Origin of the sequence: Anoxybacillus thermarum (assembly GCF_000836725.1) — a bacterium.
Taxonomy (GTDB): Bacteria; Bacillota; Bacilli; order Bacillales; family Anoxybacillaceae; genus Anoxybacillus; species Anoxybacillus thermarum.
On record NZ_JXTH01000002.1, the window covers coordinates 51991 to 77509 of the forward strand.

General features: G+C 41.9%; 23 protein-coding genes. 3 read left to right on the forward strand and 20 right to left on the reverse strand.

What is annotated here, in order from left to right; genetic code table 11:
- Positions 1–15: 15 nt before the first annotated feature.
- The 4 genes from LH47_RS00765 to LH47_RS00780 form a co-directional block, all read right to left on the reverse strand.
- Entirely contained in the window at positions 16–618 is a 603-nt protein-coding gene (locus tag LH47_RS00765; RefSeq protein ID WP_043963835.1) for a TVP38/TMEM64 family protein, read from the reverse strand.
- A 65-nt stretch (positions 619–683) separates the two neighbouring features.
- Entirely contained in the window at positions 684–1202 is a 519-nt protein-coding gene (locus tag LH47_RS00770; RefSeq protein WP_043963837.1) for a competence protein ComK, read from the reverse strand.
- Positions 1203–1290: 88 nt separating this feature from the next.
- A complete protein-coding gene (aceA, locus tag LH47_RS00775) occupies positions 1291–2577 on the reverse strand; it encodes an isocitrate lyase (RefSeq protein ID WP_043963839.1) in 1287 nt (428 codons plus the stop codon).
- 210 nt (positions 2578–2787) lie between these two features.
- Complete coding sequence (locus LH47_RS00780) at positions 2788–4035, reverse strand: M48 family metallopeptidase (protein WP_043963841.1); 1248 nt, start codon at positions 4033–4035, stop codon at positions 2788–2790.
- Positions 4036–4178: 143 nt separating this feature from the next.
- On the opposite strand from LH47_RS00780, the gene LH47_RS00785 reads away from it, so the two are divergent.
- Both LH47_RS00785 and LH47_RS00790 read left to right on the forward strand, forming a co-directional pair.
- Positions 4179–4769 (forward strand): SCO family protein, encoded by a 591-nt coding sequence (locus tag LH47_RS00785; protein WP_043963843.1) that lies wholly within the window; start codon positions 4179–4181, stop codon positions 4767–4769.
- 86 nt (positions 4770–4855) lie between these two features.
- A complete protein-coding gene (locus tag LH47_RS00790; RefSeq protein WP_043963845.1) occupies positions 4856–7225 on the forward strand; it encodes an EAL domain-containing protein in 2370 nt (789 codons plus the stop codon).
- Between the two features lie 12 nt (positions 7226–7237).
- On the opposite strand, the gene LH47_RS00795 is transcribed toward LH47_RS00790, so the two are convergent.
- The 11 genes from LH47_RS00795 to LH47_RS00850 all read right to left on the reverse strand — a co-directional run bounded on the left by LH47_RS00795 (position 7238) and on the right by LH47_RS00850 (position 18884).
- Positions 7238–8032 (reverse strand): ABC transporter ATP-binding protein, encoded by a 795-nt coding sequence (locus LH47_RS00795; protein ID WP_043963847.1) that lies wholly within the window; start codon positions 8030–8032, stop codon positions 7238–7240.
- Positions 7998–8972, reverse strand: coding sequence for an ABC transporter permease (locus LH47_RS00800; RefSeq protein WP_043963849.1), 975 nt, complete (start codon positions 8970–8972; stop codon positions 7998–8000). Before LH47_RS00800 ends, LH47_RS00795 begins: the two co-directional genes overlap by 35 nt.
- Before the next feature lie 18 nt (positions 8973–8990).
- The gene (locus tag LH47_RS00805) at positions 8991–9971 is read right to left on the reverse strand and encodes an ABC transporter substrate-binding protein (RefSeq protein WP_043963851.1); all 981 of its coding nucleotides are present in this window, start codon (positions 9969–9971) and stop codon (positions 8991–8993) included.
- Positions 9972–10077: 106 nt separating this feature from the next.
- Complete coding sequence (locus LH47_RS00810; protein ID WP_043963853.1) at positions 10078–11628, reverse strand: fatty acid--CoA ligase family protein; 1551 nt, start codon at positions 11626–11628, stop codon at positions 10078–10080.
- A gap of 136 nt (positions 11629–11764) precedes the next feature.
- Positions 11765–12427: a 3'-5' exonuclease gene (locus tag LH47_RS00815; protein WP_043963855.1), complete on the reverse strand. Its 663-nt coding sequence runs from the start codon at positions 12425–12427 to the stop codon at positions 11765–11767.
- A gap of 11 nt (positions 12428–12438) precedes the next feature.
- Positions 12439–14274 carry a DUF294 nucleotidyltransferase-like domain-containing protein gene (locus tag LH47_RS00820; protein WP_043963856.1) on the reverse strand — a complete coding sequence of 612 codons (1836 nt, stop codon included), beginning with the start codon at positions 14272–14274 and terminating at the stop codon, positions 12439–12441.
- A gap of 51 nt (positions 14275–14325) precedes the next feature.
- Positions 14326–15975: a sodium:solute symporter family protein gene (locus LH47_RS00825; RefSeq protein WP_043963858.1), complete on the reverse strand. Its 1650-nt coding sequence runs from the start codon at positions 15973–15975 to the stop codon at positions 14326–14328.
- Positions 15976–16001: 26 nt separating this feature from the next.
- Positions 16002–16304: a DUF4212 domain-containing protein gene (locus LH47_RS00830; RefSeq protein ID WP_043963860.1), complete on the reverse strand. Its 303-nt coding sequence runs from the start codon at positions 16302–16304 to the stop codon at positions 16002–16004.
- A 712-nt stretch (positions 16305–17016) separates the two neighbouring features.
- Positions 17017–17685 (reverse strand): hypothetical protein, encoded by a 669-nt coding sequence (locus LH47_RS00845; RefSeq protein ID WP_152619585.1) that lies wholly within the window; start codon positions 17683–17685, stop codon positions 17017–17019.
- A 138-nt stretch (positions 17686–17823) separates the two neighbouring features.
- Positions 17824–17988 (reverse strand): hypothetical protein, encoded by a 165-nt coding sequence (locus LH47_RS16355; RefSeq protein WP_161792571.1) that lies wholly within the window; start codon positions 17986–17988, stop codon positions 17824–17826.
- Between the two features lie 161 nt (positions 17989–18149).
- Positions 18150–18884: an MBL fold metallo-hydrolase gene (locus LH47_RS00850; protein ID WP_043963865.1), complete on the reverse strand. Its 735-nt coding sequence runs from the start codon at positions 18882–18884 to the stop codon at positions 18150–18152.
- A gap of 154 nt (positions 18885–19038) precedes the next feature.
- Here LH47_RS00850 and yhfH point away from each other — a divergent pair, with 154 nt between their 5' ends.
- Entirely contained in the window at positions 19039–19170 is a 132-nt protein-coding gene (gene yhfH / locus LH47_RS14960; protein WP_021095297.1) for a protein YhfH, read from the forward strand.
- A 28-nt stretch (positions 19171–19198) separates the two neighbouring features.
- Here the strand turns inward: yhfH and LH47_RS00855 are convergent, their stop codons facing one another.
- The 5 genes from LH47_RS00855 to LH47_RS00875 form a co-directional block, all read right to left on the reverse strand.
- A complete protein-coding gene (locus LH47_RS00855; protein WP_043963867.1) occupies positions 19199–20908 on the reverse strand; it encodes a glycoside hydrolase family 13 protein in 1710 nt (569 codons plus the stop codon).
- Positions 20909–20927: 19 nt separating this feature from the next.
- A complete protein-coding gene (locus tag LH47_RS00860) occupies positions 20928–21755 on the reverse strand; it encodes a carbohydrate ABC transporter permease (RefSeq protein ID WP_043963869.1) in 828 nt (275 codons plus the stop codon).
- An 11-nt stretch (positions 21756–21766) separates the two neighbouring features.
- Positions 21767–23062, reverse strand: a complete 1296-nt coding sequence (locus LH47_RS00865; protein WP_043963871.1) for an ABC transporter permease subunit — start codon at positions 23060–23062, stop codon at positions 21767–21769.
- A gap of 69 nt (positions 23063–23131) precedes the next feature.
- Positions 23132–24439, reverse strand: a complete 1308-nt coding sequence (locus LH47_RS00870; protein ID WP_043963872.1) for an ABC transporter substrate-binding protein — start codon at positions 24437–24439, stop codon at positions 23132–23134.
- Between the two features lie 36 nt (positions 24440–24475).
- Entirely contained in the window at positions 24476–25495 is a 1020-nt protein-coding gene (locus tag LH47_RS00875; RefSeq protein ID WP_043963874.1) for a LacI family DNA-binding transcriptional regulator, read from the reverse strand.
- Between the last annotated feature and the right edge of the window lie 24 nt (positions 25496–25519).

The following is a 25519-nucleotide window of genomic DNA, read 5'->3' on the forward strand; positions in this document are numbered from 1 at the left end:
ATCGTTCATCCTTTCTTATTTTCCATCGTGCAATGCAAAACGTTGCTCCACTTTTTTTCCGACGTACCAAAGAAGAAAAATAGCGGCTGCGACAAATACGGTGCGCATCGGTTGACGAATTAAAGCGACAACGTCATAGCCGATAAAACTAATCGTAAACACCATCACCATTTTTCCGAGCAACACAGCAAGCATATATTGCTGCATCGCAATACCTGATAATCCTGCTACGACATTTACTGCTGCAGATGGTGTAAATGGGAAACAAAGCAGTAAAAAGAGTGGTCCAAAGCCGCGACGCTCAATCCAATGCATCATGCGGCGAATGGTCGGATGGCGATGTAAAAAAGAGAAAAATCGTTGTCTTCCGATTTTTCGAACGAGAAAAAAGACGAGTAGTGAGCCTGTGCTCGTTCCAATCCATGAGATGAAAAAACCTTTCCAAAGACCGAATGCCGCTGCGTTTGCCATGACAAAAACGAAAAGCGGCAAAAACGGTAAAAACGCCTCTGCCATCGGCAAGACGATGCCCGGAATCACGCCAAATGAACGATATTCCGCTAACATGTTAAGCATATGTTTGATCGTAAACCATTGTTTTAATTCCTCTAAACTCATACAGTAACCCCTTTGCTGCGTGCTCATATTTATATTGTACAAGTTTAGAGGAAAAGAGAAAACTACTATGACAATTCCCTTTCGCGCAAATATAACAAATACATCATTTTTCGTTCGCGCGCTTCGATTCGTTCGCTCATCTTTGTTCGCAACTGAGCTGTGCGATGTAATTGGTTCACAAATGAATGGTGGGAAATACATAACTCGACGCTCGTCCCGTTTGAAAAAGTAATGCGTGTTTTTCCAACTTGAACATGCTCATGATGACGAATATGTAAATGCGATAGCCATATACATTGAGGATTCGTTGGGGAGATCGTTGGAAAAAAGAAAATTTCGTTCGTTGGTTCGACTGCAATAGGTGCTTTATGCGAAGTGCCAATAATATGTTTCGATCCATCTTTTCTTCCTCTTAAACTGGCACCATAGTACAAACAACTTTGTTCAATAATGTCCATCGGACTTTGTTTCACAATAATTTCTCCATCTTCCTCTAACACTTTCGTCCATAAATGTTTGTCATAAAAAAACGGAAAAAGCCCCATCGTATAGCGTGTTAAATGTAGATGCTCGACGACGAGCATATCGCTCCCTCCCTTATATACACATTTCGACAATATTATACCATAAACAACCGAAAAAATCCCCTCGTTTTTTCGAGGGGATGTCATTTTACGCATTTGTAAATTGTTCTTCTTCTGTTGAGCCTTTTAAAGCGACAGTTGATGCTTGACCGCCTGTAATGACGAGCGATACTTCATCAAAGTAGCCTGTTCCGACTTCACGTTGATGGCGTGTTGCTGTGTAGCCGTATTTTTCTGCCTCAAACTCTGCTTGTTGCAATTCGGAGTAAGCAGCCATGCCGCGATCGCGATAACCGTGTGCTAACATAAACATGCTGTAGTTGAGGGCATGGAAGCCAGCCAATGTAACGAACTGGAACTTGTAGCCCATTTTCCCGAGCTCCACTTGGAAGTTCGCAATCGTTTCATCATCCAACTTTTTCTTCCAGTTGAATGAAGGTGAGCAGTTGTACGCAAGCAATTTACCTGGGAATTTTTCATGAATCGCTTCCGCAAAACGACGCGCCTCTTCTAAGTTCGGTTCGCTCGTCTCGCACCAAATTAAATCAGCATACGGCGCATACGCCAATCCGCGCGCAATTGCTTGATCTAAACCAGCACGCGTCCGGAAAAACCCTTCTGGTGTCCGCTCGCCTGTAATAAACTCTTGGTCGCGCGGATCGATGTCGCTTGTAATTAAATCCGCTGCGTTTGCATCTGTGCGCGCAATTAATACCGTCGGCACACCCATGACATCTGCCGCAAGCCGCGCCGCAATTAAGTTGCGAATCGCTGTTTGCGTCGGAAGCAACACTTTTCCACCCAAATGGCCGCACTTTTTCTCAGAAGACAATTGGTCTTCAAAATGTACGCCCGCTGCTCCTGCTTCAATCATCGCTTTCATTAATTCAAATACGTTCAACTGGCCGCCAAACCCAGCTTCCGCATCGGCTACGATCGGCAAGAAATAATCGATATCTTCTTTTCCTTCAACATATTGAATTTGATCGGCGCGTTGAAGCGCTTGGTTAATGCGTTTTACAACGTGCGGTACGCTATTTGCCGGATATAAGCTTTGGTCTGGATACATATGCCCAGCTAAGTTCGCATCCGCTGCAACTTGCCATCCGCTTAAATAAATCGCTTTTAAGCCTGCTTTCGCTTGTTGTACCGCTTGGTTTCCTGTTAATGCTCCGAGCGCATGAACGTAATCTTCTGTATTTAATAAATGCCAAAGCTTCTCTGCCCCACGACGCGCAAGCGTATATTCAATATCGAGCGAACCGCGCAATTTAATGACATCTGCTGCGCTGTACGGGCGCGTAATTCCTTTCCACCGTTCATCTAATTGCCAACTTTCTTCTAATTGTTTCACACGTTCTTCGAATGTTGCCATTTCCTTCTCCCCCTTAATTTTTTTATCGTAACCCCTCTGTTTCCGTACAAAAGACCCCCAAATGATTGTGATGCTCTTTTCTCTATGTACGAGCTGTTATTTGTTTCACCCCTTTTGTTATAATACACAATTTCCCTTTGACACCCTTATTATATAACACAATTTTCAGAAAAGAAAGTATTTTTATGAATTTTTTTCAAAAAAATATGTTTACTGCTGTTCCAAAAAAATAATTCGTTCTAAAATCGTTGGATGGCCGTAACGAAATAGTTTGACGAGATACGGTGGATGTACTTGACTTAAACTCGAACGCGTCAATTGTTGAAACGTCGAAATTGCCGCCTCTTTATTTTTCGTTAACTCAATCGCATATTTGTCTGCCGCATGTTCTTCATAGCGGGAAATCGCATTCATTGCAGGGCTCGCTGCAAAACTTAATAGCGAAATGAGAAGTAAAAAAACAGGTAAGGAAGAAAGGTCGTTCCATTTTTTTATTCGGAAAAGTGTGCCAAACCGCTCAACTGTCCGCTTCATCCATCGATTTGTCAACAACAGTCCGATCCATGTCACCGCAATATATAAACCAATCCCCCAATACATATGCTTCATCACATAATGCGCCATCTCATGCGCCATAATAAATAAAATTTCATCTTCGCTTAACCGCTCCAATGTCGTATCCCATAACACGATGCGTGAGTTGCTGCCGATGCCTGTGACATACGCGTTTAGCGCGTTCGTTTTTTCCGACATATTCACTTCAAATACGTGTTCTGCAGGGATGTTAGCCTTTTCTGCTAACGCTAAAATTTTTGCTTCTAACTGTTTGTTTTTTAAAGGATAAAAATCGTTATAAAGCGGATCAATAAAAATAGGTTGAATAAACGTTAAAAAAAGCGTAAACGGAATCGAACAAAGCCATGCGTACACCCACCATCGTTTTTCAAATTTTTTCATAAGCATATATAACACGTAAACGATGACAACCATGATGGCGTAATTTACCCAAAAATCAATAAGTTCATCGCGCATCCAACTTGAAAACGTTTGTGTAGAAATGTGATACATTTTCGCCACGTAATAGCTTATATAGCTAAGCGGAAACGTGACGACTTGTACGAGAAGCGATAGCCAGAATACGTAAATGGCCGTTTGCATAAACTGACGCTTCGTCGCCGCTTCCGCCCATTGCTGAAATCGTGCCGACAAGCCAAACAGCAACACAAATATATAAATGACCCACTCATACGGAATAGATAAAAAGAATAAAAAGTTTTTTACTTCGGAAAACTGTTCAGCAAGCATCAGTTCTTTTTTCGTTAAAAACGTCGCCGGATCTGCGCTCGTTCCTTTATATTGTGCTGGAATGGATGAGTCTGTCCATTGAAATAAGTAAAATGCAAAAAACAGCGCATATATCGCATACAAAAACAACGTCCAAAAAGCTATTTTTCTCATTTTCCTTCCCCCTTGTCCATCGTTACTACTAGTTTAGTTTCTCATTCGCCATTTAGAACAACGAAAAAATTCAAATAATTGTCACGTCCCGTTCTCCTCATTGGCACGTTGATTATGTATGATGAAAGTGGGAGGGATATACGTTGAAAAAACTATACATTGGCTTTTTTAGCTTGCTTGCCATTTGTATCGGCATTGGGATGTTTTATTTTTCTTTTTACCGACAAGATAAAATGGAGTTTCCAAAAGACGTGACGATGGAAACCGCATGGGGAAAACCGTATTCATTTCGTAACATGGAACCGAAAGTGCGCCTATTAGAGTTCATGTACACAAACTGTCCAGACATTTGTCCAAGTACGTCATTTCAAATGAAACAGTTAAAAGAACGGCTGGAAAAAGACGGTTTGTTTAAAAACAAAGTTGAATTTATTACGATCACCATTGATCCAACACGCGACACAAAACAAGTGATGCAAACGTATGCGAACATGTTCGGAGTGGAAAGCGATGACGAAGGATGGATTTTTTTACGAGGAAGTGAAGAAGATACGAAAAAAGTGGCAGATGCCTTCGACTTCTTATATCGCGACCCTGGAAACGGCATGCTGATTCATACGACGCTCACATACTTTTTAGACGAAAACAACCGCGTCATCGCCACATTCGGCATGGGCGAAAAAGGTTTCGATAAAGAGAAAGTATATAAAGAAATTGTAAAAGAGGCGAAGTAGCCTCTTTTTTTCATTGAAAAATCAACATCTTTCGACAATAATAGACATATATTCTATTTTTCTATGTAAAAGGAGGGACGGAAGAAGTGGAAGAAAAAATACGCTTGCCACATGCTCCTTTCTCAAATGAACAGTTGCTATTTCATATGATGGATCAATTGTTCGATATCGTTTTTTTAATGAAAGTCGAAAAGGGACCGCGGTTTCGCTACGTGCGCGTCAGTCCGACAGCCCTCCATCTAGCGAGTTTAAGCGAAGAAGATATGGGGAAATATATTGAGGATGTGTATGATGAACATGTCGCAAATCTCTTAACCTTTCAATATATGAAAGTATGCAAAACAAAATCTCTCGTCTCCTTTCGTGCTCGGATGAACGTAAAAGATGGCATACGTTTTGCAGAATCTACGTTAATTCCTCTTTTGAACGAAAAAAATGAAGTATCATATATTGTCGCATGTACGCGTGAAATTACCGATATGCTAAAAAAAGAAGAACAGCTAGAAGAAGCACAACAACTAATTGACTCTTTATTTACTCACTCGCAAGAAGCTTTTATTTTATTTGACTTATTCGGGCATATTATTCGCGCCAACGAAGAAACAGAACGTTTATTCGGATTGGAACAAAAAGACATTGTCGGGAAAACGCTTTTCGACGTCATTCCTGTATATAAAGAAAATATCGATCAAACGTTACAACGATTAAGCGAAGGAAAACCGTTACATGCCATTCGCCTAACAATGAAAACGAAAAACGGTGAGACGATATACGTTTCTGTAAACGCATCTCCTTTATTCAACAAAGACGGAAACATTATTGCAGGCTTTGCTAGCCTTTTAAATATTACCGATCTCATCCAAACGCAACAACAGTTACAAGAAAGCGAAAAATTACACCGTCACATCGTGGAAACCTTTCCAGAGGCGATTATGATTTGTACAGATCAACAAGTAACGTATGCGAATACAGTCGCCCTCCGTATGTTCAAAGCATCAACGATTGAAGACGTACGAAACAAACCAGTCCAACAATTGATTCATACCGTCCCGGAGCCAACCATCACAGCAATCGACGGCGAAACAATCCCTGTACAAATCGACATCCTCCCGTTCCCGTACGAAACAAACAGGACTGAACTGATGATCATTAAACCGAAAAAACCGATCGTTGTACACGAAAAAGAAAAAGTATATATAGATCGAACGGAGTTTATGGAAAAGCTAACCGATCTTCTTTTTACGCATGAAGGCGTCGCCGTTCTGTTAGTTGATATACATCAATTTAAATTTATCAATAGCTTTCTCGGCTATGAAAACGGTGACGAGCTATTAAAACAAGTAAGCATGCGCCTGCACAACTCGATGAGTCGAAAAGCGATTTGGACACGAATCATCGGCGATCAATTCGCAATTGCCCTTTCGTATGAAAGACAAGAAGAAGTAAAGCGGTTCGCTAACATGATAAATGAGGCGCTCATCGAGCCATATCCGATTGCACAACAACAAATTCGCATTGGCATTCATATTGGAATAAGCTACGCATACGATGCAAAATTATGTGCGAAAACGCTACTTAACAATGCAGAAAAAGCGTTATATTTTGCGAAAATGGAAGGAACAAACGTCGTGAAATCGTACGAAGCGCATATGTCGAACGCTTTCACCCGAAAAATCCAGCTTGAAAACGCCCTTCCGCTCGCAGTAGAAAACAACGAGCTCTTTTTGCTCTACCAGCCGAAAGTCAATGTCCACACCCGTTCATGTAACGTCGAAGCACTCGTCCGTTGGAAACATCCTCAGTTCGGGCTTGTCAGCCCGGCTGAATTCATTCCGATGGCGGAAGAAACGAACGCCATTTATGACATCGGAAAATGGGTGTTGCGTCAAGCGTGTCGTGATTTTGCGTTCTTACGCAAAAATACAACACAATGCACGAAAATCGCGGTCAATTTATCAGCAAAACAATTGCTAGACGAACAACTAGTTGAAGATATTCAACATATTTTACAAGAAGAAGGTTGCGATGCCACTTGTTTTATATTTGAAATTACGGAAACGACGATTATTAAAAATCCTGAACATGCGGTAAAAACATTGGAACGTTTAAAACAGCTCGGTTTTTCGATTGCCGTAGACGACTTTGGCGTCAGCTACTCGTCGCTTGAATATTTAAATCGCTTCCCGATCGATGAAGTGAAAATTGACCGCTCGTTCGTTCAAAACATAATAAACAATGAAAAAAGCAAAGAAATTGTGAGCGCCATTATTTCGCTTGCGCATAATTTACAGCTAACGGTTACCGCCGAAGGAGTCGAAACAAAAGAACAAGCGCAGTTTTTAGTTGAAAAACAGTGCGAACAATTACAAGGATTTTATTTTAGCCGCCCGGTTTCGCTCGAACAGCTCCCAAGCACGATCGCATCATTACAAAACATGATGAAATCCCCGATGTAACTCGGGGATTTTTTATACAAGCACAGCGCGGTCGCTCGCGAACTGACTGCCACGAATACGTTGAAATTCTTGAAGAAGAGAGGAAACAGTTAGCTTTTTCTTCTCATCCCCACTTGCTTCGAAAATGATTTGTCCTCCGTCCATCATAATTAAACGATTACCTAATTGGACAGCTTGTTCCATATTGTGTGTCACCATTAACGTCGTCAGGCGATTTGTTTCAACAATTTGTTTCGTTAAGTCTGTAATTAGCTTTGCGCGCGCAGGGTCTAACGCCGCGGTATGTTCATCGAGAAGGAGCACATGCGGCTTCGTAAACGTCGCCATTAAAAGCGACAACGCTTGCCGCTCCCCGCCGGATAACAAGCCGACTTTCGCATGGAGACGGTTTTCTAATCCGAGCTGAAGCGTCGCGAGCGTTTCTTTAAAAAATTCGCGCCGCTTTTTCGTTACACCGAAACGAAGAGTTCGCTTTACCGTTCGGTTATAAGCGATCGCTAAATTTTCTTCAATCGTCATATTTGGTGCTGTCCCTGCCATCGGATCTTGAAAGACGCGACCGATATAACGCGCTCGATCATGTTCACTCATCGTCGTCACATCTTTCCCGTCAATCACAACTTCTCCTGTATCTGGAGCCAATCTTCCTGAAATAATGTTCATCAACGTCGATTTCCCCGCTCCGTTGCTGCCGATAATCGTTACAAAATCGCCCGGCTGAAGCGAAAGTTCGACATGTTTTAACGCCACTTTTTCATCGAGCGTTCCTTCGTTAAACACTTTCGTAATCTGCTTGAGTTGAAGCAACAGCTGCACCCCGCTTTCTCGCTTTCCGCTGTTTTTCGGCACGCGCCGCTACCATTTGCGGAACGACGAGCGCTAAAATGACAATCATCGCTGTAATGAGCTTCACATCGCCTGTCTCTAAAAATTGGACGCGCAACGCAAGCGTGATGACGATGCGATATACAATGGCTCCGAAAATCACCGCAAGCGTCGCCCGCATAATCGTTTTCGCCCCAAATAACGCTTCTCCGATAATGACCGACGCTAAACCGATGACAATCATGCCGATCCCCATGCCGATATCGCTAAAGCCGCTATATTGCGAAATCAATGCGCCTGAAAACGCGACGAGCGCGTTTGACAAGCCGAGGCCGATCATCGTTAAACGGTCGGTGTTGCCTGAAAAACTAGCAATCATTTTTTTATTATCTCCGACGGCACGAAGCGCCAAACCGACTTCCGTTTTTAAAAATAAGTCAATGATGACTTTCACTACAGCGACTAAAAACATCCCGAAAACGATAATCGCCCACGTTTTCGGAACGAAAGGAAATATCGTTGCCAACGCTTGATCGAAACGTTGAAATGCTTTCGTAATGATCGTCATGACCGTTTCTTGTTGTAAAAGTGGGACGTTCGGTTTATCCATAATGCGCAAGTTAATCGAATATAAAGCGATCATCATTAAAATCCCTGATAATAAAGGATTAATTTTTCCCTTCGTATGCAAAAGGCCTGTCGCACATCCGGCGAAAAAGCCAGCGCCAAGCGCCGCAAGCGAAGCAATAAACGGATTGACGCCGCCGACGATGAGGACGGAAGCGACTGCCGCCCCCGTCACAAAACTTCCGTCCACCGTCAAATCAGGAAAATCTAAAACGCGAAACGATATATACACCCCAAGCGCCATAAGCGCGTATAACAACCCTGCTTCCACTGAGCTAAACAATGCTGTAATCATACGGATCCATCCTTTGTTTTATTCAATAAATTCCGCCATGCTATCCCATTCACTACGCCATTCGACACCCATCTCTTTTGCTGCTTTTTTATTAATGACAAGCTTCAATTTTTGCGGATATTGTACAGGAAGTTCAGACGGCTTTTTCTTCCCCTCTAAAATGTCCGCTGCCATGACGCCTGCTTCATAGCCAATATCGTAGTAGTCAAAACCGTACGCCGCGAAACCGCCACGTTTCACTGAATCTAACTCACCGACAAAAAGCGGTACATCTTGATCGTTCGCGACTTGAATGACCGACTCAAGCGCTGAAACGACCGTATTGTCTGTAATGACGTAAAAACAATCGACTTTGCCAACTAACGATTCCGCCGCTTGTTTCACTTCCGCCGATGTCGATACCGAAACAGGTACGATCGTTAAGTCCGTCCCTTCCATCGCTTTTTTCACCGCATCTATTTGAGCAACAGAGTTTTGCTCGCCCGCGTTGTAAATCATGCCGACGCGATTTCCATTAACGAATTGATCAATAAATTGCACCGTTTTCGGAATGGCATCTGGATGCGTATCCGTTGTCCCTGTCACATTTCCACCTGGATTTTCCATCGATTGTACAAGCTTCGCTCCAACCGGATCTGTCACAGACGTAAAGACGATCGGAATATCTTTTGTTGCATTTAATGCACCAAGCGCGCTCGGTGTCGAATTAGCGAAGATTAAATCGACGCCATCCGCAACAAAGTTGTTGGCAATCGTTTGATTATTGTTCATATCCCCTTGTGCAATTTGCACATCGTATTCGACTTTTAACCCTTTCTCTTCAAGCGCCTTTTTAAATCCGTTAAATGCCGCATCGAGCGACGGATGTTCAACAATTTGCGTCACACCGATTTTATATGTTTTCTCCTCGTTCTTTTCTGTTGTTGTTTTTTCTCCAGAGCATCCTGCTAGCACACTTCCTGCAAGCAACAACGCACCACACGTTTTTAACCACTTCATTCGTATCCCCCTCACTTTTTCGCTGTTTCGCTTTTATGCGTTAAATTATACAAATATATTTTCTAAATATCAAGTCAATTCTAAAAAATAAATAAAAAAACGGTGCTTACATCGCACCGCTTTGAGAGATGACTTGTTCTTTTAATGCACGTCTTAAAATTTTTCCTGTCGTATTTTTTGGCAATTCCTCTAAAAATTCAATCGAACTTGGCACTTTATACTTCGCTAAATGCTCGCTACAATAAGCGATTAACTGTTGTTCTGTCAACTGTTGATTTTTGCTCACAACATAACATTTTACCGCCTCTCCAAAATTCGGGTCTGGCACGCCGATGACTGCCGCTTCCACGACATCTGGATGGCTGTAAAGCACTTCTTCGACTTCACGCGGATATACGTTATATCCCCCGACAATAATCATATCTTTTTTCCGATCAACGATGTAAAAATACCCTTCTTCATCCATTTTCGCTAAGTCACCTGTATATAGCCAACCATCACGAATCGTATGCGCTGTTTCTTCTGGCATTTTATAATATCCTTTCATCACATTCGGACCGCGCACGATCAGTTCTCCGACTTCACCAACAGGCACTTCTTCTCCTAATTCATTGACGATTTTATTTTCAACATTCATGATGCTCGTTCCGATCGAGCCCGGTTTACGCGGACGATCAAGCGGATTGAAACATGTAACTGGCGAAGCTTCTGACAGTCCATACCCTTCGGAAATGATAACTTGAAACTTTTTCTCGAAGTTTTTCAATAACGCAACAGGCATCGATGCTCCGCCTGAAATACATAGACGCATATGCGCAAAATCTTCCGCTTTTCCGTCTGGATATTGATATAAAAAGTTATACATCGTTGGCACACCCGCAAAAACGGTCGCCTTTTGTTCACGTGCCACTTTAAATACTTCTCCCGGGCTAAATTTCGGGAGGATAAGCACCGTTCCGCCATTCATGAGCGGGGCATTGAGCGCCACCGTCAAACAAAAGACATGAAACATCGGCAACGTCGCAATGACGCGGTCATCTTCGTTTATTTTTAAGTAATCTGCGACATCTTGGGCGTTGCTGTATAAATTTTTATGCGTCAACATCGCTCCTTTTGGCTTTCCAGTCGTTCCTGATGTATACAAAATGACCGCCACATCATCATCGTGAAGCTCTGGCCCGAAGAACGGCACATCACCTGTCGCCAGCACATTTGTAAACGATTTCATTTTTTCCGGCACGAAGATGCCATGTTCTTTCCCTTGCGGTGTTTCACAAATGATGATGTGCTCGACATTCGGTAAACGTCCGTCAAGCTTCATAAGCGTCGGAATGACAACATCAAGCGCAATGACAACTTTCACATCGCCGTTTGTTAAAATGTAATGAATTTCATCTGCCGTATAAATAGGGTTAATCGGAATCACCGTCGCCCCTGCACGCATCGCGCCATATAAACTGACGATAAAATAAGGTGAATTGCCTAACAATAGCGCCACATGATCCCCTTTGTTTACCCCAAGCTTGGCAAGTCCGCTGGCAAATTTCATTATGGCGCCGTTCAGTTCACCGTACGTTGCTGATGTTTGCTCGAACATATACGCCTGCTTATCTGGCTTTTGCGTAGCTATTTGCTGTAACCGTGAAACTAAATTCATTTTCCCCACCCCTTTAGTGAATGAATGATCATTCATTTTAAAATTAAAAAAATTCTAAATGTATTATATTTTAAAATAAAAAAACAGGCAAGCGAGACATATTGAATTTAAAAAAACGAGGCTTTGTCGCCCCGTATTAAAACGATATGGATCGCATTTGGCTATCTGTGGCGCGCAGCAATTCTCCCCACGTTCGGTAGCCGCGCATGCGAAATTGTTCCAACAGCTCAACGAATAAATACGCTGTCGTGAGCGCATCACCGATGGCGGAATGTCGTTCATACATGCGTGTGCCGAACGCCTGGGCATATCGCTCTAAATCGCGCATATCATATGACGGTGCAATAAAGCCGATTAAATCGAGCGTATCGATAAATGTCGGCTTCCGGAATTTCATCTTTTCTCTACGCAACTCATGCTTTATAACAAATAAATCAAACGAAATGTAGTGACCGACAAAACAGACGCTTCGTTTTTGCTGAACGAAATCAAAAAATTGTTGCAGCGCCTCAATCGCGATCGGTGCATTCTTTACTTTTTCTTCCGTAATATTCGTTAACTCTGTAATAACTTTTGGAATGTCACGACATGGATTGACGTACGTATGAAATATTTCATTTTCAAGCACCGTCGTCCCCTTCACTTGCACCGCGCCGATCTCAATTAAACGATCCGTTGTCGCTACATCAAAACCAGTCGTTTCTGTATCAAATACGGTAAAAACAATATCATCCATCGGCGTCGATAACGGGATGTTGTCGTTTAACTTATAGTCGATCGCCTTTCGTAAAAAAAACATCCCTATCCCCCCTAAAAATGAGAAAATAATTGCGCCTGCAGTTGCTTTAACGTTTTTAAGCTTAACATGAGTTCATCTTTTTCTCTTGTCGTCATCGTCGTAAACGATAAGACAGACGACGATTGTTTATTCGCTTTATAATGATTCCATTTATGACGGATGTAAATAGCTAGCACGTTTTCAGCCGCTTTTTGTACATCTTTCGCAAAAGCAGGAGACAACACTTGTTTCTCCTTTAGCTTCTCAATTCGTTCAAACGGCGTGCCAGATACGATCCCATGAATGAGCCCTAAAATTTGTATGCTATGATGGTACGGAAATAACACTTCTTTTTTCATATCGATTGTTTTTCGTTCAAGCCCGAAAATAGAGCGAATCGGACGATCGAGCGTCGGAATTTCATTTTGCTTTTCCATCTCCACAAGCCGAAAAAAGAAAATTTTTGCACGGCTTAACTGCTCACGAATTTGTTGTTCAAACGCACGATGCAAGTCGATATCCCCATATACAAACCGATACGAGAAAAAGTTTTGCGCCAACAACAAATTGTCATTTGTCGCGTGAATCATCCATTCGCGCAATCGGTCTTTCCAAGTTTCAAGAGAACCGCGCCATGCGTTTTCACTCGCCATCATCTTTCCTTTACATCGCTCATATCCCGCTTTCTCCATGACGCGCACAATTGCATTGCCAAGCGTTGCAAAATACGAAGCGTTCTCCTCGCTTTCATACACAAGAAAATGATCTTGATCGGTTAATAAAAACTGTTCTCTCCGCCCGCTTGATCCCATTTGGTAAAAAGCGAAACGGCATGGAGGATCTCCTACTTGTTCGATCGCTAACGATAAACAACGACAGACGAGCCGATCATACAATTTCGTAATCGTGTTTAAACATTGAGCAATCGGCACTTGATCGCGCAACATCGTCGCCAAGAGCTCATAGATGGCAGTTTTCATCTTTGGCAACGTCTGTTCATCTGCATGATCAATCTGCTGAATCGTGCGCATCATGCTTTCATTTTTCTTTCGCATTAAATCTGAAAACGTCACAATCCCTTCTACTTTTCCATCGTCAACAACAGGTAAATGTTTCACCCCACGTTCAATCATCATGGCAAGCGCATCGTAATAATACGCGAATCGTGAAATCGTCGCGACATGTTTTGTCATCACTCGTTCAACAGCCGTGTCATATGGAAGAGACTGTCCAAGCACTCGTTCGACAAGATCCGTCTCCGTTAAAATACCACACAACTTTTGTTCATTCGTCACAACGATCGAACTAATATGAGCCCCCGCCATTTTTTTTGCTGCTTCTTGTACCGTTGCCGTTGGCGGTAAAGTGACGACATCGCGAACCATTAAATCTTGCACAGGGACGACAAATGATGTGGAATCGCCAAATTTGCGCGCTTGTTTGACTTGTTCAGCGAGCGACACATATACATCCTTTAATCGGATGCACGCCTGCGCAAGCAAATAGTCATGGACGTTCGGATCATCCCATAACCGCGTTAACACAGAAAACGGCATGACAAGCACTTCGCATCGTTCCGCCGCCCGTACAGCAACGAGCTCTTCTTTTCCTTCGCTTTTCGATACACCTAAAAAATGAGCTAAGCTTGAAAATCCGATAATTCCACCTTTTTGTACAACTTCGAGCACTTCGTCATATCCTTCGTGCTCAACATATACTTCCGCCACCCCATCAAGCAACAAAACAAGCCCTTTGCGCCGCTCATTTTTCCCTAAAATAAGATCGTCTTTTTCAAACGTCTTTCGTTCACATTCACCCATAAGCTGTTCGATTTCACGTTGTGGCAATCCCCGAAATAATGGATGCATTCTTTCCCCTCCCTTATAAAAACGGCATCTGTATACACAGATGCCTTGACATTATCTCATCCACACTTGGCCGTCTTTATATGTCATTTGTTCTGGATAGCGGAGGTCATATACTTCTTCTTGCACAGATTGCGAAGGTTCTTTCGTCATCAACGATACAACGATATTAGCCACAAGTGCAGCTACAGCCCCAAACACGCCTGCACCTGTATCTACAATGCCAGCAATCGAGAATCCGCCGTATTTCGCTGCTAAAATGTAACCTAATGAAACAGCTAATCCGACAAGCATGCCTGCCATTGCACCTGCAGCGTTTGAACGTTTCCACCATACGCCAAGCACAAGCGCAGGGAAAAACGTACTTGCCGCAATCGCAAACGCCCACGCAACAATTTGTGTAATTACGCCCGGAGGATTTAAAGCGACTAAACCAGCGATCACCGTTGCTGTGGCAATCGAAATGCGCGCAACAAGCAAGCGATTTTGTTCAGATGCGTTTGGACGAAAAATACGATAATAAATGTCGTGTGCAAACGATGATGAGATGGCGATCATTAAACCTCCGGCTGTTGATAATGCAGCCGCCATCGCTCCAGCTGCGACTAAACCGATAACGAACATGCCGAGATTTGCAATTTCTGGCGTTGCCATAACGACGATGTCGTTGCTGATGACCATCTCTTGCCATTGTAAAATACCGTCGCCATTTGCATCAGCAATTTGCAATTTTCCTGTGTTAATCCACTTTCCTGTCCAAGCTGGCAATTCGCTAATTTTTTGACCGACAACGTTTTTAATTAGGATGAAGCGTGAAAATGCTGCATACGCAGGCGCCGATAAATAAAGCAACCCGATAAATAAAAGCGCCCATGCTCCCGACCAACGTGCCGCCTTCATCGTCGATACAGTATAGAAACGGACGATAACGTGCGGAAGTCCCGCTGTTCCAGCCATTAACGTAAACATTAGTGCAAGGAACTGCCATTTGCTACCTTTCAAAAACGGTTCTGTATATTGCGAAATCCCTAACTGTTGATCCAGCTCTTGAAATTGACCGACAATTTTTCCGTAAGAAAGCCAAGGAATTGGGTTTCCTGTTAATTGGAGCGACATAAATACAACCGGAATTAAGTATGCAATAATCAAAATAACGTATTGCGCCACTTGCGTCCATGTAATTCCTTTCATTCCGCCAAACGCTGCATAAAACGCAATTAACACAACACCGATCATCGTGCCAACTTTTGCATCCACTTCAAGCAAACGCCCGATGACAACACCTGAACCAGAAAGCTGGCCGATCGAATAAACGAACGAAATGATGATCGTACAAATCGCAGCAATTAAACGTGCAGAATGGCTTTCATAACGGTCGCCGATAAATTCCGGCACCGTATAGCGACCATATTTACGCAGTTGCGGTGCAAGTAAAAACGTCAGCAACAAATAACCGCCCGTCCAGCCCATAATGTATGCAAGACCGTCGTACCCTAGCAGCATGATCGTACCGGCCATACCGATAAATGACGCTGCGCTCATCCAGTCCGCTGCAATCGCCATACCGTTTGAAAACGGAGAAATACCGCGTCCTGCTACGTAGAAATCAGACGTTTCCTTCGCTTTATTGTAAATGGCAATTCCAATATATAACGCAAATGATGCAATAATAATGGTTAAAGATACGAGAAATTGTGTATCCATCGTACTCCCCCTTCCCCTTTGTTCTCTTAATGATCAAGCGCTTTGCCTGCGCTCAATTGTTCGTTTTTCTCTTCGCTAATACCATACTTTTTATCAATGTTGTCGCTTACTTTTGCGTTAATAAATAACAAGACGATAAACGTCACTACCGCCCCTTGTGCTCCCATGAAATAATGAAACGGGAATCCGTTGAACGTCATATTTTCAAACGATTCCGCAAACATGACGACGCCAAATGAAACAATAAACCAAATAATCAAGAAAAGAACAATTAATCGAACACGCTCACGGAAATATGAATCCGCCACTTTTTTATCAATTTGTTTCAAACAAACACACCCCCAAGTTAAAAATAAATTTGACCGTTTCTAAAAATGGCGCTGGGAACGTTATCACTTCAAACAAAAAGTATGCGAAGACTGACAAGAATGGAATGAGTAAAAAGAAAGGCTTTTGCTTACGAAAAGCAACGTACAAACTTACGACTGTAATCGCTAAGATGAGGTAAAACGCAACCAAATAAATACCCCCTTCAATTTGTAAGCGTTATCATTTATTTTTAGCATCCACCTCCTAGTATGTGTTACTAAATTTTAAGAAAATTCTAACACAACCATATTATCTCTACTTTTCATTTCATCGTCAAGCATCTGTTCAAAAAATTTTCAAAATTTTTATTCTGTATTATAACAAAACATTCTTAATTAAGTTCCTCTTGTCATCCCAACATGGAACAACCATTCCTTAAACGATTGTTTCACAAAAATAAACAAGCTAATCCAGAAACGTAAACACGCTTCGAGATTAGCCCTTTCAGTTCTATTTACTTTACAAAAGGAAATGTAATGTCAAAAAAATACAAAACAACGAGTATAGTAGTCAAAACAAGCGCTTGAATGCTATCGCGCTTAATTAAATCGAAATGCGAAGGTTTGTATTTTTGTTTTGCTGTCCACCGATGGGCAATATGTGAAGAAAGTAAAAACCAACAAAAAATAACTACATAACTAACTATTCCATATGTCCACCATGTCATTTGAATCACCTAAATCCAAGTTGTCTCTCAGAATAGTTCAGATGAAAAATCTTATATTTTACTTCTCCCAAAAAAATATTGTTAATTAAGATTCTGGTCGCCCATTCCCCAGTTCTCATGGTTGAGGAATCAATGGCTAGTTTAGGTTCTAATTTAATTATCTCATCATACTTGATGGGGTCTATCCATCTATCAGTCACATAATGTGTCTCCTGTGGGTCAATCCATTCAAGTGTTATGATGAATGGATTGCGCACCTTATTTTTACGAACCCGCAATACAAGCCGTAAACATATAAATACATCTGTTAGATAAAAAACAGATGGGGCTCCCTTCTCGCCACTTGGACTAAATGTTGAAAAATCAATCATATCTATATGGTCTAACACATTCGTGCCACTCTGATTAGAGGTACACTGACAAAATACAGAATACATCATACCACTTTTTTCACATATATTTCGATTCGAGGGATCTAAGAAATAATTATTATTTTTCAAACTGAGAAAGTAATTGTCCCCGTCTTCAAAGTGGCATTCTGCTTCCCACAAACATAAATCGAAATTATATTCAAAGGGAGTCTTTATAATCCCCTTATCAGTCAACCTGTTTAAATTTAGCTCTTGAGCATATCGTGACAAATTTAAATAAACGTGTCTTAAAATCACCACCATCCCCTTTCTTGTCCGAGCCTATACCCAAAATTCACCCCTACCCCGATTGCTGCCCCAACAAGTGTGCCTTTTGTAGCTGCGGCAACTACTGCTTTTCCCACACTCTGAACCGATTTGTTTAATGAAACACCAGTAACTTTAACTAATATGTGTCATCTTTTTGTTGTTATTGATAGTATCTATGGCAACATTTGCCCCATCTCTCATTCCTCCCAAAGCCGCAGCCCCAATAGTAACAGACCAAATTTGATCCTTAAGAGTTTGTTTAGCGGCAGATTTTACATCTAACCACCAACTTGACATCCAAATCCTCCCCAGAAAAATAATATTCTCAAGATTGATAGATGAAGACACTTATCCTTTATATGGGATGTCCTATATTTAATGTAAAAAAAGAAGAAAGTCAATAAATTATTTCAGTAAATAAAAAATTCAATAAATGTGATAATAGGGGTAGCCGATCGCTACCCTTCCCATGTCCATCTTGTTTTCGCTAACTGCACATCGCCATGGAAAATTGTTTTCGCTTCGGCGACAAGTTGTTCGACGTCGCCGAAATGAGGCAAGTGCGTAAGCAACAACGTTTCAACGTCTGCATCGCGAGCGATCGTCGCCGCTTCTTCGCTCGTCATATGCCCAGCTTGTTTCGCATGTTGCCCTGCGTAAAAGTTGCATTCGCAAATCAGTAAGTCTGCCTGTTTCGCAAAAGGAACGAACTGCGGCAAATAGCTTGAGTCGGCTGTGTACACGACCGTTTTTTCTCCTGCCGTGATTCGCATCGCATAACAAATGGCTGGATGTTCCGTTCGCATAAACGAAATCGTAAACGGACCGATATGAAGCGTCTCATCCGGATCGTACGCCACTGCTTTTGTCACCCCTTTATGAGCGAGGCGCGCAAATCCATCTCGATCGAGGGAGTGGCCATAAATCGCCAACTCCGGCAAATCGACGCCTAAATTTTTCTTAATCAATCGCGCATATTGAAGCGGGCCGATATCTGCCACGTGATCATGATGATAATGCGATACGATGACGGCATCGATTTGTTCAATATGAATGACGTTTTGCAGTTGGGCTAACGCTCCGCTTCCGCAATCGACTAACAGACGAAACCCATCATGTTCGAACAAATAACACGATGTCGCTTCATTTTTTTTCGGAAATGCTCCCCAATAACCGATCACTGTCACTTTCATATGTATTCATCCTTCCCACTGAAATTGTATACAATTACACAATACCAAATTTTCGCCTTCATTTCACATATACAAATGTTATAAAACAACTATTGACAAATATATATCTGTTATAATACAATAAGATTAACAAAAACGAAGGGGATGGGGAGTTATGTTAGAGAAAATGTCTGAATTTTATAAAAAGTTGCCACCAAAAACATGTTGCGAGTGCGGCAAAGAAATGGAAGAACAACATGAATGTTATGGCAATGTTTGCGTTCAATGCTTAAACGTTTCTTGTTAAAGTAAAAAGCAGCCCTTGTGGCTGCTTTTTACTTTAATTTATAAACGCGCGCTTCATACGGCTTTAGTACAATTGTTTCAATCGGTTCATGTTCATCAACTGCATAGTTGCTAATGAGCAATTGTTTTTCTGTAAACGTTACGTGTGACGGCAATGTAAATGTCGGCTGGTCGCTGCTAAAGTTTGTAATGACAAGCAGCTGTTCATCGTTGAGTTTGCGCACATATGCATAAATTTGTTCATCGTCTTCAAGCAATAACTCGTATGATCCGTACACGATAATCGGATGTTCTTTTCTGAGACGAATAAGCTTTTTGTAGTAATGGAATACCGAGTTTTCATCTTTTAACGCTTGTTCAACGTTAATGTCGCGATAATTTGGATTGACGTCGATCCACGGGGTGCCTGTCGTAAATCCAGCATGTTCTGTTGCATCCCATTGCATCGGCGTACGTGCATTATCACGTCCTCGATAATGAATTGCTTTTAGTATTTTCTCTGGATCCTCGCCTTTATTGACAACAACATCGTTCCATAAGTTAATCGTTTCCACGTCGCGATAATATTCGATCGACGGGAAAGCGACGTTTGTCATCCCGATTTCTTGTCCTTGGTAAATGTATGGCGTTCCTTGCATCATATGTAGCCACGTCGCCAACATTTTTGCACTTTCCACTCGATACGTTTGATCATCGCCAAAACGAGATACGGAACGCGGTTGATCATGATTTTCTAAATAAAGCGAATTCCATCCTTTTCCGTGAAGTTCCACTTGCCACTTGCTCATAATTTTTTTCAAATCCGTCAGTTTCCACGGCTGAATATCCCATTTACCAAGATGGCTTCCCGGTTTCGAATCGACGTCCATATGCTCAAATTGAAATAGCATATTCATAACACCGTCTTGCTCATTTGTAAATTGAATCGCATCGTCCGTCGTCACCATCGGCGTTTCTCCGACCGTCATAATGTCGTATTTACTTAACACTTTTTCTTTCATTTCACGCAAATAGTCCATTAACTTCGGTCCGTTCACAAAATATTGTCCGCCCCATTGATAACGGTCATTCGGATTCATCACCGGCGCATCTGGCAAACCTTCGACTTTTGACAACAAGTTAATGACGTCCATGCGAAATCCGTCAATGCCGCGATCTAACCACCACGTCATCATGTTGAAAATTTGTTCGCGCACCTTTTCGTTTTCCCAGTTTAAATCCGGCTGTTTTTTCGAAAATAAATGTAAATAATATTCCCCTGTCACCTCATCGTATTGCCATGCCGAGCCGCTGAAAAACGATTGCCAATTGTTCGGTTCTTTTCCGTCTTTCCCCGGACGCCAAATGTAGTAGTCGCGATACGGATTATCTTTTGACTTGCGCGATTCAACAAACCAATGATGTTCATCAGACGTATGGTTCACAACTAAATCCATCACTAACTTCATGCCACGCGCATGCATTTCATGAAGCAGTTCGTCCCAATCAGATAGCGTCCCAAATTCGTCCATGATGTCTTGATAATCGCTAATATCATAGCCGTTATCGTCGTTTGGCGACTTATAAACAGGTGACAACCAAACGACATCGACACCGAGTTCTTGTAAATAATCCAGCTTTTCAATAATCCCGCGCAAATCGCCGATCCCATCCCCGTTTGAATCTTTAAAACTGCGCGGATAAATTTGATACACGACTGCTTCTTTCCACCATTGTTTCGTTTTTGGAATCGATTCCATTACCTGTTTCCCCTCTCCATTATTCTTTCACTGAACCAGACGTTAAACCAGAAACAATACGACGTTGGAATAATAATACCATAATGACAAGTGGAATGGTCACAATAACTGTCGCTGCTGAAATTTCGCCCCAAGGAATCGTATATTGACCTTGGAACATCGCGATTCCAACCGGCACCGTTTTATAGTTTTCTGCTGTGTTAATCGTTAACGCAAATAAAAATTCGTTCCATGCCGCAATAAAAACGAGAATCGATGTTGTAAAAATGCCTGGTACAGCGAGCGGCAAAATCACTTTAAAATACGTTTGTAGCGGTGTCGCACCATCCATTTTCGCCGCTTCTTCTAAATCAAACGGAATTTTACGGAAAAAAGTCACTAATAGCCAAATGGAAAGCGGCAACGCAAACGTCGTGTACGGAATAATTAATCCTAAATAACTATTCGTCAACTCAAACTTTTTCACAAACATGTAAATCGGCGAAATCGTCGCGATTTGCGGAAACATCGATACCGACAACACGATGCCAAGAATGACCGACTTTCCTTTAAAATCTAGGCGCGCAATCGCATACGCGGCAAACGCAGCAACAAAGACGGTGTACACAGTCGTAATCGTTGCAATGACTGTGCTGTTCCATAAATATTTTACAAACGGATAATTGACGAAAACAGAAACGTAACTTTTTAACGTCGGATGGCTCGTAAACCAGTTAAACGCTTCTTCACCAAACAATTCGCTTAACGGCTTAATCGAACTTAATAAAATCCATAAAAACGGAAACATGACTAAAAAAACGAAAACAAATAAAAACACATAAAACAATGGACCGGCTTTCTTTTGCATCGTTGCACCTCCTATTTTCGATCAGAAATGAGGTCAGCACCTAAAAATTTAATGTAAATCGTCGAAATGATCGCTACGCAAATGAACACGATCACCGCTAACGCTGAACCGCCACCGAAGTTTGTTTGCGAGAACATGACTTTATACGCTAAAATCGAAATCGTTTCTGTCGAGTTCGCTGGTCCGCCACCTGTTAATACGAAAATTAAGTCAAATACACGGAACGCATCAAGCGTACGGAACAAGAGCGCAACGAGAATGCTTGATTTTAACAGTGGTAACGTAATTTTGACGAACTGTTGCCACTTTGTCGCTCCGTCAATCGATGCTGCTTCGTATAAGGAGCTCGGAATCGTTTGCAATCCAGCAAGCAACAATAATGCCATGTATGGAGTTGTTTTCCATACGTCAGAAAAAATGACTGCAAACATCGCTCCCGCACCTGTCGTTAATAGTTCACTCATATTATTGACGATGCCAATATCCGCAAAATATTTTGCCACAATCCCGTTTTGTCCGTCATATAAAAACTTCCACATTAATGCAGATACCGCCGTCGGAATCGCCCACGGAATTAAAATCGTTGCCCGTACAAGTCCACGACCGAAAAACGCTTTATTAATAAGCAACGCAATCGCTAAGCCGAGCACTAATTCAATCGAAACAGAAATGACGGTAAACACCGTTGTATTCCAAAGCGCTTTCCATAAACGCGAGTCGCCTAAATAGTTTTTGTAGTGTGCTAAACCGACAAAGTTCGGTTCAATAACTGCTCCACTTAACCCGTTGGCAAGCCCTGTTAATTTGTCCCCTTGCTTCAACTGTCCGTTTTCGTTTAACGTTTTTAACGTTTGTTTCGTTTCGTTCATCGTTTTTGTTAAATGTTGTGCCGCTTGTTCATCAATAGAAACGATTTTAATCTCTTCGCTCGGCACTTCAAAATTGTTTAAAATTTCATCTATTTGCTCATATCGCTTTGCTACTTCTTCATCCGCACGAATTTCTTCATCTACTTGTTGTAGTTTTTGCTGTAGCGATGTAAGTTGTTCTTTTTCATCACCTGTCGCTTGCGTTATTTCTTGTTTTAATGTGCTCATTAAAAACGGGTAGCTTTCTAAATATCGTTCTAAGTTTAAACTGTAATCAAAATGGAGAGAAGATTTCGCTGGGTTGTTCAGACGATAGTCAAATAAGCTGAAATAAAACGACTGAATGACCGGCCAAATGGCGACGGCTAAAATGAGCAAGAGCGATGGAGCGACAAGAATATACGCTAAACGGCGCTCCGATTTTTTTTCATTTTTCACTCGTTGTTCCCCCTTTATGCAAAGGATTTAGCCTTCAGCGCTCATACGAGGCTGAAGGCTAACGTGTAACTACTGCATCACTGCTTTAATTTCTTTTTCCATATTCGCAACAGCTTCTTCTACTGTAATTTGTCCTGCAATGGCTTTTGATACGTTAATTTGAATAATTTCAGATACTTCTGGATAGTTTGGTACAACTGGACGCGGTACCGCTGCATTTAATCCGTTAACAAATCCCTCTTCTGCAAAGAATGGGTTCGCTTTTAACACTTCTTCGTCTTTAAATAGTTCTGGAAGCGTTGGTGCTAAGCCACCGTAAATCGCAGAAATTTTTTGACCTTCTGGACCAGTCATAAACTTCACAAATTCCCAAGCTGCTTCTTTATTTTTCGAATATGCGTTAATCGCTGTCATCCATCCACCTAGTGCAGCAGCTGAACCTTTATCACCAGCAGGTAGTGGCGCAACGCCGACTTTATCAACAATTTTCGATTGTTCTGGATCGTTTGCTAATGCGTATTGGTATGGCCAGTTGCGAATAAATGGCGATTGACCTTCAATAAACGCTGTATGGGATTCTGGTTCTGTAAATGTTGTAATGTTGCTTGGCACAACGTCAGACGTTGCAATTTCAACCATTTTCTTCAATCCTTTAATTGTTTCAGGGCTGTTGACGACAACGTTGTTGTTTTCATCGACGATTTTTCCACCGTATGCCGCAATAAATTCGATCGCGTTACATACTAATCCTTCGTATTGTTTCGCTTGCATTAAGTATCCGAATTGTGTTCCGCCTTGTCCTTTAAACTCGCGAGCAGCTGATAACAATTCATCCCATGTTTTTGGTACTTTATCTTCTGGTACAATGTCTTTACGATAGAATAATAGTCCTGTGTCAATAAATTTCGGCATCGCCCATTGCTTTCCATCGAAGTTTCCGGCTGCAAGCGCACCTTGGTTGTATGCACTTAAATCAATGCCGTCTTTTTCGATGAAACGATCAAGTGGAAGAACATATCCAGCTTGCGCAAACTCCGCTGGCCAAATCACGTCTAAGTCCATGACGTCAATTTCCGATGATTTGGCGTTTAACATCGTCACGTACGCATCGTGTTGTGCTCCTGTATCAGAAGGCATTTCACGAAACTCGACGTCAATGTTCGGATATTTTGCTTCAAACGCTTTTACAATTTCGTCAGTTGCTTTTGTCGCATCTTTGCCGCGAGCATACACAATTTTTACAACTTCTTCAGATTTTTTGGCATCGTCTTTTTTATCCGTTGTTTCCTTCTTGTCTGTGTCTTGACCGCCAGAGCAAGCTGTCAAGCCGAGCGTAAGCGCTAACAATGCAGAAGAAAATTTCGTTGCTTTCTTCATGAAAAAATCCCCCTTATTTTTAAAATAAAATGTATGTCAAGCTTCACTTTCATGAAACCTGCTACCAACTGTCGATGCGCGAACAATCAGTTGAAGTGGAAATTCGTAAATTTCTTGCACGTCATATTTTTTCGTTTGAATTTTTTCTACGATAATATCGACTGCTTTTTGTGCCATTTGTTTAATTGGTTGATGCACCGTTGTAATTGTCGGATTCGTTAGCTCCGTAATCGCCTGATTATCAAAACCAACGACCGCTAAATCCTCAGGGATGCGATAGCCGCACGCCAATGCTTCAGATATAATGCCAGCCGCCACTTCATCGCTTCCAGTAAATACGGCAGTCGGTCGATCTGAAAGCGCCATCATTTTTCGGAATACGCGCTTTCCGTCCGCAATGTGAAACGCATCGCGAAAAGCGTATCGTTCATCAAACGTAAGCTTATATTCCGACAACGCTTTTTTAAAACCGATTTCGCGCGATTTTGCTACATTGCTTCGATAGCCACCGGAACAATACGCGATTTTCGTATGGCCTTGTTCAAGCAAATGTTTCGTCGCTATGTATCCCCCGTACACTTGATCGAGCCGAACGGTTGGAACGTTTGCACAATCATCAAACTCGTTGCAAAGAACGATCGGCCCATACTGTAAAAACGGCTTCAGCTGTTTCCACTCATTTTGGATAGAAGCTAAAATGACTCCGTCTACTTGCTTTGTTTTTAATAAATTCATATAGTTTAATTCTTTTTCCGGCGAATAGCGCGTTTGGCAGATAATAAGCTGATATCCATGTTCCGCTGCTGCTATTTCGGTCGCTTCTACAAGTTCGCTAAAAAATGGATTTGTAATACGTGGAATAAATAATGCTAAAATGCTCGTTTTTTGATTCCGCAAACTTCTCGCCGAAGAATTAGGAACATATCCTAGCTTTTCCATCGCTTCAAGCACGAGCTTTCGTTTCTCTTCTGACACGTACGGGTGATTGTTTATGACGCGTGAAATGGTCGTCCGTGAAAGCCCTGTTAGCTTGGCGACATCTTCAATCGTCGCCATCCTCCCATTCCCCCTTATTTCAAT

Coding starts and splice junctions, on each gene's coding strand:
- LH47_RS00765 (WP_043963835.1), bottom strand. CDS start 618: ATGAGTTTAGAGGAATTAAAACAATGGTTTACGATCAAACATATGCTT.
- LH47_RS00770 (WP_043963837.1), bottom strand. CDS start 1,202: ATGCTCGTCGTCGAGCATCTACATTTAACACGCTATACGATGGGGCTT.
- aceA (WP_043963839.1), bottom strand. CDS start 2,577: ATGGCAACATTCGAAGAACGTGTGAAACAATTAGAAGAAAGTTGGCAA.
- LH47_RS00780 (WP_043963841.1), bottom strand. CDS start 4,035: ATGAGAAAAATAGCTTTTTGGACGTTGTTTTTGTATGCGATATATGCG.
- LH47_RS00800 (WP_043963849.1), bottom strand. CDS start 8,972: ATGATTACAGCATTGTTTAGCTCAGTGGAAGCAGGGTTGTTATACGCG.
- LH47_RS00805 (WP_043963851.1), bottom strand. CDS start 9,971: ATGAAGTGGTTAAAAACGTGTGGTGCGTTGTTGCTTGCAGGAAGTGTG.
- LH47_RS00810 (WP_043963853.1), bottom strand. CDS start 11,628: ATGAATTTAGTTTCACGGTTACAGCAAATAGCTACGCAAAAGCCAGAT.
- LH47_RS00815 (WP_043963855.1), bottom strand. CDS start 12,427: ATGTTTTTTTTACGAAAGGCGATCGACTATAAGTTAAACGACAACATC.
- LH47_RS00820 (WP_043963856.1), bottom strand. CDS start 14,274: ATGCATCCATTATTTCGGGGATTGCCACAACGTGAAATCGAACAGCTT.
- LH47_RS00825 (WP_043963858.1), bottom strand. CDS start 15,975: ATGGATACACAATTTCTCGTATCTTTAACCATTATTATTGCATCATTT.
- LH47_RS00845 (WP_152619585.1), bottom strand. CDS start 17,685: ATGGTGGTGATTTTAAGACACGTTTATTTAAATTTGTCACGATATGCT.
- LH47_RS16355 (WP_161792571.1), bottom strand. CDS start 17,988: ATGTCAAGTTGGTGGTTAGATGTAAAATCTGCCGCTAAACAAACTCTT.
- LH47_RS00850 (WP_043963865.1), bottom strand. CDS start 18,884: ATGAAAGTGACAGTGATCGGTTATTGGGGAGCATTTCCGAAAAAAAAT.
- yhfH (WP_021095297.1), top strand. CDS start 19,039: ATGTTAGAGAAAATGTCTGAATTTTATAAAAAGTTGCCACCAAAAACA.
- LH47_RS00855 (WP_043963867.1), bottom strand. CDS start 20,908: ATGGAATCGATTCCAAAAACGAAACAATGGTGGAAAGAAGCAGTCGTG.
- LH47_RS00860 (WP_043963869.1), bottom strand. CDS start 21,755: ATGCAAAAGAAAGCCGGTCCATTGTTTTATGTGTTTTTATTTGTTTTC.
- LH47_RS00870 (WP_043963872.1), bottom strand. CDS start 24,439: ATGAAGAAAGCAACGAAATTTTCTTCTGCATTGTTAGCGCTTACGCTC.
- LH47_RS00875 (WP_043963874.1), bottom strand. CDS start 25,495: ATGGCGACGATTGAAGATGTCGCCAAGCTAACAGGGCTTTCACGGACG.